The organism is Streptococcus mitis (assembly GCF_002096815.1).
GTDB classification, from domain to species: domain Bacteria; phylum Bacillota; class Bacilli; order Lactobacillales; family Streptococcaceae; genus Streptococcus; species Streptococcus mitis_AD.
The window spans coordinates 499017-511974 of record NZ_NCVJ01000021.1 but is presented as its reverse complement, the minus strand read 5'-3'; the positions used below and the strand labels follow the sequence as shown (position 1 = coordinate 511974).

12 protein-coding genes and 1 tRNA gene are annotated in these 12958 nt (G+C 42.4%); 3 read left to right on the top strand and 10 right to left on the bottom strand.

The genetic code is table 11. The features are described from left to right. Positions 1-111 precede the first annotated feature (111 nt). Genes B7696_RS10620 through B7696_RS09290 form a run of 3 tightly spaced genes read left to right on the top strand, consistent with a single transcriptional unit; the run spans position 112 to position 1961 of the window. The gene (locus B7696_RS10620) at positions 112-243 is read left to right on the top strand and encodes an SPJ_0845 family protein (RefSeq protein ID WP_004234728.1); all 132 of its coding nucleotides are present in this window, start codon (positions 112-114) and stop codon (positions 241-243) included. Further along, positions 244-1149 (top strand): permease, encoded by a 906-nt coding sequence (locus B7696_RS09295; RefSeq protein WP_020901433.1) that lies wholly within the window; start codon positions 244-246, stop codon positions 1147-1149. Next, positions 1146-1961 (top strand): TIGR03943 family putative permease subunit, encoded by an 816-nt coding sequence (locus B7696_RS09290; RefSeq protein ID WP_084863367.1) that lies wholly within the window; start codon positions 1146-1148, stop codon positions 1959-1961. The genes B7696_RS09295 and B7696_RS09290 overlap by 4 nt, the downstream gene beginning before the upstream one ends. Before the next feature lie 83 nt (positions 1962-2044). Here the strand turns inward: B7696_RS09290 and B7696_RS09285 are convergent, their stop codons facing one another. The 10 genes from B7696_RS09285 to leuB all read right to left on the bottom strand — a co-directional run bounded on the left by B7696_RS09285 (position 2045) and on the right by leuB (position 12950). Further along, the gene (locus B7696_RS09285; protein WP_084863365.1) at positions 2045-2971 is read right to left on the bottom strand and encodes a bifunctional riboflavin kinase/FAD synthetase; all 927 of its coding nucleotides are present in this window, start codon (positions 2969-2971) and stop codon (positions 2045-2047) included. Between the two features lie 143 nt (positions 2972-3114). Then, on the bottom strand, positions 3115-6654 hold the full coding sequence (gene smc / locus B7696_RS09280; RefSeq protein WP_084863363.1) for a chromosome segregation protein SMC: 3540 nt from the start codon (positions 6652-6654) through the stop codon (positions 3115-3117). After that, positions 6645-7343, bottom strand: a complete 699-nt coding sequence (gene rnc / locus B7696_RS09275; RefSeq protein ID WP_000661480.1) for a ribonuclease III — start codon at positions 7341-7343, stop codon at positions 6645-6647. The genes smc and rnc overlap by 10 nt, the downstream gene beginning before the upstream one ends. Positions 7344-7527: 184 nt before the next feature. Continuing rightward, positions 7528-7599 (bottom strand) — tRNA-Arg (locus B7696_RS09270). A gap of 66 nt (positions 7600-7665) precedes the next feature. After that, positions 7666-8652, bottom strand: a complete 987-nt coding sequence (locus B7696_RS09265; protein ID WP_084863361.1) for a GMP reductase — start codon at positions 8650-8652, stop codon at positions 7666-7668. Positions 8653-8850: 198 nt separating this feature from the next. Then, positions 8851-9630, bottom strand: a complete 780-nt coding sequence (locus B7696_RS09260; RefSeq protein ID WP_084863360.1) for an L-threonylcarbamoyladenylate synthase — start codon at positions 9628-9630, stop codon at positions 8851-8853. Between the two features lie 27 nt (positions 9631-9657). Next, entirely contained in the window at positions 9658-10251 is a 594-nt protein-coding gene (gene leuD, locus B7696_RS09255; RefSeq protein WP_084863358.1) for a 3-isopropylmalate dehydratase small subunit, read from the bottom strand. Between the two features lie 9 nt (positions 10252-10260). After that, entirely contained in the window at positions 10261-11643 is a 1383-nt protein-coding gene (gene leuC, locus B7696_RS09250) for a 3-isopropylmalate dehydratase large subunit (protein ID WP_049491750.1), read from the bottom strand. 3 nt (positions 11644-11646) lie between these two features. Continuing rightward, positions 11647-11916, bottom strand: coding sequence for a DUF1294 domain-containing protein (locus B7696_RS09245; protein ID WP_004269690.1), 270 nt, complete (start codon positions 11914-11916; stop codon positions 11647-11649). After that, positions 11913-12950: a 3-isopropylmalate dehydrogenase gene (gene leuB, locus B7696_RS09240; RefSeq protein WP_084863357.1), complete on the bottom strand. Its 1038-nt coding sequence runs from the start codon at positions 12948-12950 to the stop codon at positions 11913-11915. Before leuB ends, B7696_RS09245 begins: the two co-directional genes overlap by 4 nt. Positions 12951-12958 lie beyond the last annotated feature (8 nt).

The window sequence follows — 12958 nt, the reverse complement described above, 5'->3', positions numbered from 1 at the left end:
TATATCAGGATATATCAAGCTCTATTATTCCTTAGATACTCAATTTTAACTTTTCCCTTTTCCTCAAAATAATAGTATAATAGAGGTAGAATTTAGAATCGAGGTACACCTATGGCTGTAAAATTTACAAAAACGGACGACTTGGACAAGATGTTTGAAGAGTTTGCGAAACTCCCTGATTTGAAACAAGTCACTTTCCCTGATGACAAAGAGAAAAAAGCCAAAGCAGAAAAGAAAAACTAGATGACTGCTTTCCAACAACTCCCATCTAGTGTGCTTCAGACTGGGGCTATTTTTCTCTCTATAATCATTGAAGCCCTACCATTCGTTCTGATCGGAAGTATTGTTTCAGGACTGATTGAGGTTTATATCACACCTGAAAAAGTTTATCATTTTCTCCCTCGCAATCGTTGGGGGAGAATCTTTTTTGGGACCTTCGTTGGGATACTTTTCCCTTCTTGTGAATGTGGAATCGTCCCCATTATCAATCGTTTTCTGGAAAAGAAGGTCCCCAGTTACACGGCTGTTCCCTTTCTCGTAACAGCACCTGTTATTAATCCTATTGTCCTCTTTGCAACCTATTCTGCCTTTGGCAACTCCTTCCATGTCGCCCTGTTACGAGCTCTTGGTTCCATTCTTGTAGCTGTGATACTTGGGATTTTTCTAGGATTTTTCTGGAAAGAACCGATTCAAAAAGAAAATCGTCTAGCTTGTCATGAGCACGATTTTTCTCACTTAAGCTCTGCAAAAAAGATTTTTCAGGTCTTTGTGCAGGCCATTGATGAATTTTTTGATACGGGACGTTACTTGGTATTTGGCTGTCTCTTTGCCTCTGTTATACAGGTCTACGTTCCGACACGCATTTTAACTTCTATCAGTGCAACCCCTCTTTTTGCCATCCTACTCTTGATGATTCTGGCCTTTCTTCTTTCGCTCTGTAGTGAGGCGGATGCTTTTATCGGTGCTTCTCTTCTCTCAAGTTTCGGTTTGGCACCAGTTCTGGCCTTTCTTGTGATTGGCCCAATGCTGGATATCAAAAATATTCTCATGATGAAAAATTACTTGAAAGCACGATTTATCAGTCACTTCATAACGATTGTAACTCTGGTTGTTTTAGTCTATTCTCTCTTGATTGGAGTCATCCTATGATTCGATTTTTAGTTTTAGCTGGCTATTTTGAATTGACCATTTATCTCCATTTGTCAGGCAAATTAAACCAGTACATCAACATGCACTATTCCTATCTGGCCTATATTTCCATGGTGCTTTCTTTTATCTTGGCTATTGTTCAATTGTATATCTGGATGAAGCAAGTCAAAACCCACAGTCATCTGAACAGCCGAGTGGCGAAGGTGACGAGTATTGCTCTTCTGGCCATTCCAATTGTCGTTGGTTTAACTTTTCCAACTGTTAGCTTGGATTCTCAGACCGTTTCTGCTAAAGGCTATCATTTTCCGCTATCAGAAGGAACGGATCAAGCCATTCAGACCAGCGAAGGGACGACAAGCCAATATTTGAAACCAGATACCAGTTCTTATTTTTCAAAAATAGCCTATGAAAAGGAGATGCGAACGGCGGCGGATAAATACTTGTCCCAAGATAGCATTCAGATTACGAATGAAAACTATATGGAAGTCATGGAAGCCATCTACGACTATCCAGATGAGTTTGAGGGCAAGACAGTCCAGTTCACAGGTTTTGTCTACAATGACCCCAGTCATGCCAATAGCCAATTTTTGTTCCGCTTCGGCATTATCCACTGTATTGCAGATTCAGGTGTCTATGGATTGCTGACCAAGGGAAATACTCGTCAGTATGAGAATAACACCTGGATAACAGCCAAAGGAAAACTGGTCAATCACTATCATAAAGAACTTAAACAAAACCTCCCAACCTTGGAAATCGAAAGCTTTACAAAAGTCGATAAACCAGAGAATCCATATGTATATCGCGTGTTTTAAAAAAGTAGCCTGGAAAGGGCTACTTTTTCTATTTAGAAATAAGAATCTAAAGTATGGAAAATTTTATATAAAACTCCGATTTCCTACTCAGCATCCTTCCAATTCCGAGCAATTTCTTCATCTTTCTGGAGTTGGTCTACCAGTTCTTCAACGGAGTCAAATTTGACCATTTCACGGACACGGTCTAGCCAGTAGACAATAACTGTTTCACCGTAAATATCATCTGAAAAATCAAAAATATTGACTTCAAAACGTGGCTCTTCTCCATCGAAAGTAACATTTTTCCCGACACTCGCCATTCCACGGTATCTTTTACGCTGCACTTCGATATCGACTACGTAAACACCATCTGCTGGCATATAGGTTCGATCTCTTAAAACTAAGTTTGCTGTTGGGTAACCGATAGTCCGTCCACGAGCATTACCATGAACAACCATTCCACGTGACGGTAGAGGAGTTCCAAGCAAATGACCAGCTTCCCTGACATCCCCATCAAGAATAGCTTGACGAATACGAGTAGAACTAATTTTCCCCTTTTCATCCTCAACAGGTGGAACAATGATGATTTCTCCATCAAAATAGTCCTTCAGATCATCTGCGGTTTTCTTATCAGAACCAAACGTGTAATCGAATCCTGCTACGATAATAGCTGGTTTTAATGCTCTAACATAGGTATCAAAGAACTCTTGACCCGTTAAACTAGCAAATTTACTACTAAAGTCAAGTAAGAAAAGAGCCTCTACTCCATGCCATTTCATCTTATGTTCTCGTTCTTCATGGCTGACAATATGAAGCATTAATTCTGGCTGGTACGGTTGCAAAGCAAGCTTAGGGGACTCTGTAAAGGTCATCACGACAACTGGAAGATAATCTTTCATTGAAGCCTTGCTAGCTACTTCAAAAAGCTTCTGATGTCCCTTATGAATACCGTCAAAATAGCCTAATACAAGAACTGTTTTATCAGGTACTGCGATGTCTTTTTCATTTTTTATAGGTACTGTTGTAATCATGAAACTATTATATCATAGAGAAAGCCTTTTCGCTAAAAGGAAAGCCCAAATGTCGTTTTTTGCCCCTGAACTGACCTTAAAAAATCATTCAAGATGTTAGTTTTAAAAAATAGCATCCCCTAAGAGATGCTATCGTTTGGTAACTAGTCTACTGTTTCTTCCAAATCTTTTAACTTAACCGAAACAATTTTTGAGACACCTGACTCTTGCATGGTCACTCCATAGATGGAATCAGCCGCTGCCATGGTTCCTTTACGGTGGGTTACGACGATAAACTGGCTGTCCTTGTCAAATCGATTGAGGTAATCTCCAAAGCGTTTAACATTAGCTTCGTCCAGCGCAGCTTCCACCTCATCCAAGATGACAAATGGAATGGTCTTGACACGAATAATGGAGAAAAGCAAAGCAAGAGCTGATAAGGCTTTTTCACCACCACTCATCAGATTAAGAGACTGGATTTTCTTGCCTGGTGGTTGAACAGAAATCTCAACCCCAGCTGTCAGCAAGTCTCCTTCAGTCAAAATGAGATCCGCCTGACCTCCTCCAAACATCTGCTTAAAGGTCACTTTAAAGGACTGACGAATAGCTTCAAAGGTTGATTTAAAGCGTTCCTTAACCTCATCATTCATCTCTGTAATGGTCTCAAGGAGCAGATTTTTCGCTGACAAAATATCATCTCGTTGACTATTTAGGAAATCCAGACGGTTGTGTACTTCTTCGTACTGGTCAATAGCTTCTATATTGACAGGACCTAGTGAGCGAATAGCCTTCTCTAAATCTTTAACCTCTTGCTCTGCCAGATTGAGGTTTTCAAGTTCATGTGCCTTTTCTAGAGCTTCAGTATAGCTAATCTGATACTGGTCTGTTAATTGACTTTGTAGATGGCGCAAGCGCTCGCTAACCTTTTCTTTCTTTGCTTCAGCACGAGTTTGCTTGCGAATCCACTCTTCATTCTGCTGGCGGGCCTGTTCCAAATGACTGGCAATATCATCCAGCTGACCTTCTATATCATCCAATTCAAACTGCTTGCGAATCAAACCTTGTTGGAGGTTTGTTTTCTGAGTTTTGGATTCTTCGGCCTGCTGGGCTAGAAGCTCCGTATCAACCTTTTCAAGATTGTCAACTTTTTCTTGAAGAAGGCGCTGGATTTCCTCTTGTTCGATATCTAAATTGTCCAATTCCTTGCCTAAGCGCTCAATATCAGCTAGTTCATAACGTTTTTGCCCTTGCAGTTCTGTCTTAAGCAAGCGAGCTTGCGCTACCTGTTCTTGCAAGTTCTGATAGCGTTCTTGGATGGCGTTTTTGTTAGACTTAATCTCTTCAATCTCAGCTTCCAGATTTTGCTTTTCACTGGCGATAGTAGTAAGGCGCTCTTGGCATTTTTCCTTATCCGTTTGCCAATCTCCCTCAGAAAGACGATTTAATTCTTCTTCTTGGAGTTTCCAAAGAGTTTCCAGTTCTTCAACTTGCTGACTGGTCTGCTGATAAGCGAGCGACAAGCCTTGCTCCTGAATACGGGCCTGTTCTCCCTGAGATTTGATGGCTTCTAATCTTTCTGTCAATCTAGCCATCTCATCTTGCAAGGCCTTCAAACTCGCTTCATCTGTACGCAAGCTTGCTTCTTCTTCAGCAATTTCTTTTTGTAATTGTTCCAGTTCTGGCTTGATGAAGATACTGTTGTTCTGGCGATTAGCTCCACCTGCATAGGAACCACCTGTACGCAGCTCTGTCCCATCCAATATCACCATACGGACCTGGTAATGAACTTGTCGAGCAGCTGCACGCGCGTGTTCTACAGTATCAAAAATAGCCGTCGTAGCTAGCAAGTTCTTGAAAATAGCTTCTAGTCTCTTATCAAAGGTCACCAACTCATCTGCCATGCCCAGAAATCCCGGACTTGCAGCGATAGCATCTTGATTCTGGCTAGAAATCGTACGCGCCTTGATAGTCGTCAACGGAAGGAATGTCGCACGACCGGCTCTATTTCGTTTAAGGAAATCAATAGCCTTGGTTGCCGCGTTTTCATCTTCCACGATGATATGCTGACTGCTGGCTCCAAGCGCAATCTCTAGAGCAGTTTGATAATGAACATCAAAGGTCAGGTGTTCACTAACTGCACCAATAATCCCACCAAGGCGGTCTTTTTCTTGGAGAACACTCTTAACACCCGCGTAAAAGTTGCTATGATTTCTCAGGATATTTTCCAAACTTTGAGCTCTGGCCTGCTTGTTTTTAAGACTGTCCAGACGGTCAAAGAGTTGACTTTGTTGAACTTGATAGGAAGTTTTCTGCTCTTCTTGCTCCTTGGCAATAGCTTGATAGTCAGCCAATAATTTCCGAACCTGCTCCTTGGCAGTTTCAAGCTCAGCCTCTTGCTGACTAGCCTTCTCTTTAGCTGAAGCCAGTTGTTCTTTGAGCTTTTCTAGTTGGTCTGCTTGTTTTTGAGAAAGCTGACGACTATTTTCCAACTCATTCTCGATGCGTGTCAGTTGGTTTGAGACATCCGCTTCTTCCTGTAAAAGCGCCACAAAGCGTTCACGTAAGAGCTCAATCATCTGATCAGGATCATCTGAAAAAGCTAGCAATTCAGCTTCTAAACGATTGAGTTTTTGATTATTTTGGACTAGATTTTCCTCTAAGAGGGCTAAAGAGCTTTCCTTATCAGATTTTTCTTTGCTGAGTGAATTTCTCTTATCCTCCAAAGCAGCCAAACGAGCTTGTGCTTCCTGTTGATTCAGGGCTACTTGCTCAGATTCTAATTTCGATAGGGCTAATTTTCTCTCTAAATCACTAATCAGACTAGTCAAGTCCATCAAACTGCCCTGATCTTTGGCCATTTCAGCCTGTAAATCTTGGCGTTGCTTTTTAAGAGTATGATTTTCTTCCTCTAATTTTTCCCGCTTTTGGTAATAACTCGTCAATAGTTCCTGAACCTGAGCCAACTCTTCTTCTGTCAACTCTAGTTCAGCCTTATTTTCCTTGATTTGAGCAACCAGTACGTCTAAATAAATAGCCTTGCGTTGGCCTGCCAAATCTAAAAACTTACGGGCGTTCTCAGCTTGTTTCTCAAGAGGCTTGATTTGATTATCCAATTCGTAGATAATGTCCTCTAAGCGGTCTAGATTATCCTGAGTTTGTTGCAATTTGCTCTCAGTTTCTTTTCTACGAGTCTTGTATTTCAAAACTCCAGCAGCTTCTTCAAAAATAGCTCTGCGTTCTTCAGGCTTGGAGTTGAAAATCTCTTCAACCTTCCCTTGGGAAATGATGGAGAAGGAATCTCGTCCCAAACCTGTATCCAAGAAAAGATCATGAATATCACGCAGACGGACTTTCTTGCCGTCAATCTTGTATTCGCTATCTCCACTGCGATAGATATGACGTTCTACCCTGATTTCTTGGCCTGCATCCTTGATAAATCCGTCATGATTATCCAAAGTCACAACTACAGAAGCATAATTGAGCGGTTTGCGACTTTCAGTTCCAGCAAAGATGACATCCGGCATCTTGCCACCACGGAGACTCTTGACACTAGACTCCCCCAAGGCCCAACGAAGACTTTCTGTAATATTGGACTTTCCAGATCCATTGGGCCCAACAACTGCCGTCACACCTTTGTCAAAGACGACCTTAGTCTTATCAGCAAAAGACTTGAATCCCTGAATTTCGATTTCCTTTAAATACATGAATCCAGCCCTTTCTCAACGGCATTTTTGGCAGCTTCCTGCTCTGCTAGTTTCTTAGAACGACCTTGACCTTGACCAATGCTCTTACCTTCGACAAGAACTTCTACATCAAAGACCTTATCGTGGGCAGGACCCGTTTCAGAAATCACCTGATAACGAATAGCTACATCGCCATTGACCTGTAGTAACTCTTGGAGATGAGTTTTGTAGTCTGTAATCATCTCAAACTCGCCTGCTTCAACCTTAGGAATCATGACTTGATAGATAAATTCCTTGACCTTGGCCACATCCTTATCCAAAAGAAGGGCACCAAGAAAGGCTTCAAAGGCATCACCAAGAATGGTGTCACGATTGCGACCACCAGACTTTTCTTCTCCCTTACCCAGCTTGATAAATTGATCAAACTGGCAATCACGCGCAAAACCAGCCAAACTTTCCTCACGGACAATCATGGCACGAAGTTTGGACAAGTCGCCTTCAGGCTTTTTAGGATATTTTTTATACAGATATTCTGAAATCAATAACTGTAGAACAGCGTCTCCTAAAAATTCCAAGCGTTCATTGTGTGAAATTTTTAAGAGGCGGTGCTCATTAGCATAACTCGTATGAGTAAAGGCAGTCTCCAGTAACTTTTTGTCTGCAAATTCGATTGCAAAATGATTCTTTAGTACAGTTTGTAATTCTTTCATACCAACCTCTTTCTAACTGATAACAGTCCTTTTTATTATATCAAAAAAAGCCTCCTGAGTCACTTTAAAACGGGACTGGAGGGGATTTGGACATTCTTTAGACAAAGATTTTCAGTTTTAGGGGCAAATTTGAGACGGTGTAAAGAAAAAAGCCCTATTTAAAGGCTTTTTTAGGCTATTTACATCCACCCTGAGGGAATCGAACCCCCATCTCAAGAACCGGAATCTTACGTGATATCCATTACACTAAGGGTGGAAACTTGTTTTATTATAACAGAAATTTGCTCTAATAACAAGTTTTTTTCTGGCCATATAGCCCGTCTTAGTGGGAAGCATCCCCGTTCCAGATAGAGTTTTTCACGATCACATAATCAACGTGTTTAAGGTCAGCAACCTGACGTCCACCTGCATACGAAATAGCACTTTGAAGGTCTTGTTCCATCTCAGTTAAAGTATCTTGCAAATGACCTTTGGCAGGAAGCAAGATACGTTTTCCTTCCACGTTTTTATAAGCTCCTTTTTGGTATTGTGAAGCTGAACCGTAGTATTCTTTGAACTGTTTACCATCGACTTCAATCGTTTTTCCTGGACTTTCGATGTGTCCTGCAAAGAGGGAACCAATCATGACCATGCTGGCACCGAATCGGATAGACTTAGCAATATCACCATGAGTACGAATTCCACCATCAGCAATAATCGGTTTACGGGCAGCCTTGGCACACCAGCGTAGGGCAGCCAACTGCCAACCACCTGTACCAAAACCAGTCTTGACCTTGGTGATACAAACCTTACCAGGACCGATTCCAACCTTAGTCGCATCCGCACCAGCATTTTCCAATTCACGTACAGCTTCTGGTGTTCCCACATTTCCAGCAATGACAAAAGTATTTGGCAATTCTTTCTTGATGTGTTGAATCATAGAAATTACGCTATCTGCATGACCATGAGCAATGTCAATCGTGATGTATTCTGGAGCATCAGCCTTGAGCTGGCTAACGAAATCATACTCATAGTCCTTAACACCGACAGAGATAGAAGCAATGAGACCTTGTTCGTGCATGCGTTTAATAAAAGGAATGCGTCCTTCCTCATCAAAACGGTGCATAATGTAGAAGTAACCACCTTTAGCAAGTTGCTCTGCTACATTTTCATCCAAAATCGTCTGCATATTAGCTGGCACAACAGGTAGTTTAAAGGTGTGATTTCCTAGAGTGACACTTGTATCTGCTTCTGCACGGCTTTTAATGACACATTTATTTGGAATCAATTGAATATCTTCGTAATCAAAAATTGGAAATTCATTTAACATATCGATGTCTCGTTTCTTTTGTAATGACCTACCTATGCTCTCGCATCACTACGCCTTTTCCGACGTTTCCTTAATTCATTATAAACTAAAGTACAGTTTTTGTCAAATAATGTTATAAATTAAATCATATCGTTCGGATTTCACTTATAAAAACAAAAGAAAGAGGAGAGATTATTTTCTCTCCACTCCTTCTCTATCTTAATAATACTCACCCTGACGGTAGTCCCATGAGTTAAAGGTATCTGACAGGTGCATCATGATTTTATCAATGTCAAGCCCTTTGCGGATCACAACTGGTGCTGGTGAAGTTGAACGTGTTCCTCCTTGTTCTGGAATGAGTTTACCGTCCTTATCAACCATAGACACCATCACACCTTGCTCATAGCGAGTTTCAATCGTTTTGTCAGGTTGGATAGATGCCACATAGTCGTCTGCTTCAATGACAAGGTCCACTGCTCCTTCGATACGTTCTCCGATTCCTTCAACCTTACCACGGTTTCCTTTACCAGATGGGTTAGCTGATGAGGCATATACCATCTTGCCTTCTTCCCAAAGTTTGGCAGCTAATTGTTCTCCAGCTTTCCCAAATTTGATAACAAAACAGCTAGTACCACGCACGTCAGTCATAAGTTCTTCACGGCCATCCCCATACGCTTTGAGTTTCTCAAAGGCTTCTGGTTTCCATGGAAGGATACAACCAAGAAGAATGTCTTCGTCCCAATGTTTTTGGTAGAAGGCTTCAATTTCTGGGTTAAGTTGTGCTAAAGCGCGAAGCTCATCCATGCTACCGCAGAGAACCACACCTGGTTTGTTACGGTTACGTTCTTTGGCTGCGAACTTGCGCTCAAGTCCTGCCTTATCACTGGTCATGATAATGTAACCAACTTTAGTAGGGCAAACGATACATCCGCCCTCACCTTTTAAAATGTCATAGCCTTCTTGTGAAAGTGTTCCGTTCCATTGAATGTGTTTTGTCATAGTTCTATATTTCCTTTTCTATTTTTTCTAATCCCGCCAGTAGGCTGGTCTTTGCTTTTCATAAGCAGCAATCAAGTCTTCATACTGCAAGGTAATACCGATATCATCCAAACCATTTAAGAGTTTGTGTTTCCATTCGCTATCGATTTCGAAAGTGAATTCTCCAACCGGTGAGATGATTTTCTGTTGTTCCAAGTCCACAGTTACCTGGTCAGTCGGTTTAAGCTGGGCTAGCTTTTCTCTAACTTCTCTAGGCTGAACAATTGGTAACATGCCATTATTGAGTTCATTATTGTAATGAATGTCACCGAAAGATCCTGCAATCACGACCTTAAAACCGTAATCTGCTAAAGCCCAAGCCGCGTGTTCCCTCGAAGAGCCTGCGCCAAAGTTATCCCCTGAAATGAGAATACTGGCTTTGCGATATTCAGGTCGGTTAAAGACAAAATCTGGATCCTCAGTGTAGTTATCGTCCAGATAACGCCAAGCATACATGAGGTACTTACCAAAGCCTTTTTTATCAATTAACTTGAGAAACTGCTTGGGTAGGATTTGGTCGGTGTCGATGTTATCATTCATGAGAGGAACGGTCGTTCCCGTATAAACTGTGAATTTCTCCATATCCTCTCCTTACTGGGCTTCTGGCATTTGCCGAACATCTACGAAACGCCCTGCAATAGCTGCTGCTGCTGCCATGGCTGGACTGCAGAGGTGGGTCTTAGCGCCAAAGCCTTGTCTGTCTTCAAAGTTGCGGTTGCTGGTTGAGGCGCAGTGGACACCATCAGGAACCTTGTCTGGATTCATCCCTAGGCACATAGAACAACCTGGGTCTCGCCACTCAAAACCAGCGTCTAGGAAAACCTTGTCCAAGCCCAACTTCTCAGCAGCTCGTTTGACAGGACGAGAACCTGGGACGACGATAGCCGTTAAGTTGGGAGCAATTTTCTTTCCTTTGACAAATCGCGCAGCCAGTTGCAAGTCGCTGAGACGAGCATTGGTACATGAACCGATAAAGATATAGCCTAGTTCAATATCAGCTGGCTTTTGACCTGGCTCTAAGTCCATGTAGTTGTAAGCTCGCTCATCATTCATATCTTTAATTTCTGGGAAACTGCTGTCAAAGTCAACCCCCATAGCAGGATTGGTTCCCCAGGTCACCATAGGAGCCAAGTCTGAAACATCCATCTGGATAATCTTATCATAAACAGCATCATCATCACTGACAATTGTTTTCCAATCCGCCACAGCCTCTTCAAAGTCCTCTGGAACACATTCCCGTCCCTTGAGATAATCATAGGTGGTTTGATCCGGATTCATGATTCCCATCTTAGAACCAAACTCGATGGACATATTGCAGATGGTCATTCGCTCTTCCATGCTTAGTGCATCAATCGCTTGCCCACGATATTCCACCACATAGCCAACACCACAGGCAACACCGTATTTGGCAATCAAGGCGAGAATATAATCTTTGGAATAGACTCCCTTTTGTGGGACACCAGTGAATTCTACCAGCATTTTCTTGGGTTTGACCTGCCAGAGGGTCTGTGTCGCAAAGACATGTTCGACCTCACTGGTCCCAATTCCAAAGGCGATGGCTCCAAAAGCTCCGTGGGTTGCCGTATGGCTGTCTCCACAGACGATGAATTTTCCTGGTTGAGTTCTTCCAGTTTCTGGCCCAACCATGTGCACAATTCCCTGTTTTTCAGAACCGTGGGCCGCATGTTCAATCCCAAACTCCTCAACATTTTCAGCTAGCTTATCAATTTGCGCCTTGGAAATTACATCTCGAATATCGTAGATATTGACTGTCGGGACATTGTGGTCAAAGGTTCCAAATGTCAAGTCTGGTCGTCTCAATCTGCGACCTGCATCTCGCAAACCTTGAAAGGCTTGAGGGCTGGTCACTTCATGAATATAGTGCTGGTCCACATACATGAGTTGGGGCTGCCCCTCTTCTCCTGTGATGACATGACGGTCCCATAATTTATCAAAAATCGATTTTCCTGCCATCCATTACCTCCAAATAAAATATAAGGCTACTAGTGTGGTCACCATCCCGAGAAACCAAACCGTTTTAAAGTACCATTTTCTAGTCTTATGGTGAAAGATGATTCCTGCCAACCAAGCCCCAAAACCACCACAAGTAAAGGATAAAATGAGTAAGATTTTCTCAGGGATGCGCCAAGCTCTTCTCCTTGCCTTGGATTTGTCAATGCCATAAATGATGAAAATCATGACATTCCAAATCAAAAGGACTAGAGTAATTTTTTCGTCTAACTTCATAACCTTGCGATAATAGCTTCCGTCAGTTCCTTGGTCGAAGCCTGTCCTCCTATATCTCTCGTTAATGTACCAGCTGCCAAACTTGTCTCAACAGCATGCTCAATACGCTCTGCATCCTCATAACGACCAAAGCTATCTCTCAACATCATGGCAACTGATAAAATCATGGAAATAGGATTGGCAATACCTTGACCTGCAATATCAGGCGCTGAACCGTGAATAGGCTCATAGAGACTTGGGCCATTTTCAGAATGACTGGCTGATGGCATGACCCCAAGTGTACCAGATAGGACGCTTGATTCATCAGATAAGATATCTCCGAAAAGATTCTCCGTCACGATGACATCAAACTTAGCAGGATTGGTAATCATAAGCATGGCAGCTGAGTCCACCAGCTGGTGCTCCAAGCTTACATCTGGGAAATCCTGCGCGACTTCCTCAGCTACTTTCCTCCAGAGTTTTGATGTTGCCAACACATTTTGCTTATCGATGCTAGTAACAATTTTTCTCCGATTTATTGCGATTTCAAATGCCTTGCGAATAATCCGCTCCACTTCCTCGTAGCTATAGTCGTTGATATCACTCGCTTTTCGCTCTTCAAGAATATGATCTCCAAAGTAAATCCCTCCTGTCAACTCACGCACAACTACAAAGTCTACACCAGCAATTCGTTCTGGTTTTAGAGGTGACAAATGCTTGAGATTATCAAAAATCTTAACTGGGCGAATATTGGCATAGAGATTGAGTTCCTTACGGAGAGCTAGCAAGCCTTGTTCAGGGCGAACCGCTGCTCCATCATACTGAGGACTACCGATAGCCGCTAGGAGGATAGCATCTGCTTCTCTACATGCCTTGAGGGTTTCATCAGGTAAGGGATGCCCTGCAGCATCGATACCTGCACCTCCGAAGGGTCGTCTGTCAATCTCATAGTCAAAACCTGTTTTTTCAGCTAGAACCTCCAGAACCTCTAAACTAGCCTCCATGATTTCTGGGCCGATTCCGTCCCCTGCTAGAGCTACTATTTTCTTTGTCATAGCCTTCT

Coding starts and splice junctions, on each gene's coding strand:
- B7696_RS09265 (WP_084863361.1), bottom strand. CDS start 8,652: ATGTTAAATGAATTTCCAATTTTTGATTACGAAGATATTCAATTGATT.
- B7696_RS09295 (WP_020901433.1), top strand. CDS start 244: ATGACTGCTTTCCAACAACTCCCATCTAGTGTGCTTCAGACTGGGGCT.
- B7696_RS09245 (WP_004269690.1), bottom strand. CDS start 11,916: ATGAAGTTAGACGAAAAAATTACTCTAGTCCTTTTGATTTGGAATGTC.
- B7696_RS09285 (WP_084863365.1), bottom strand. CDS start 2,971: ATGATTACAACAGTACCTATAAAAAATGAAAAAGACATCGCAGTACCT.
- smc (WP_084863363.1), bottom strand. CDS start 6,654: ATGTATTTAAAGGAAATCGAAATTCAGGGATTCAAGTCTTTTGCTGAT.
- leuC (WP_049491750.1), bottom strand. CDS start 11,643: ATGGCAGGAAAATCGATTTTTGATAAATTATGGGACCGTCATGTCATC.
- B7696_RS09260 (WP_084863360.1), bottom strand. CDS start 9,630: ATGACAAAACACATTCAATGGAACGGAACACTTTCACAAGAAGGCTAT.
- rnc (WP_000661480.1), bottom strand. CDS start 7,343: ATGAAAGAATTACAAACTGTACTAAAGAATCATTTTGCAATCGAATTT.
- B7696_RS09290 (WP_084863367.1), top strand. CDS start 1,146: ATGATTCGATTTTTAGTTTTAGCTGGCTATTTTGAATTGACCATTTAT.
- B7696_RS10620 (WP_004234728.1), top strand. CDS start 112: ATGGCTGTAAAATTTACAAAAACGGACGACTTGGACAAGATGTTTGAA.
- leuB (WP_084863357.1), bottom strand. CDS start 12,950: ATGACAAAGAAAATAGTAGCTCTAGCAGGGGACGGAATCGGCCCAGAA.
- leuD (WP_084863358.1), bottom strand. CDS start 10,251: ATGGAGAAATTCACAGTTTATACGGGAACGACCGTTCCTCTCATGAAT.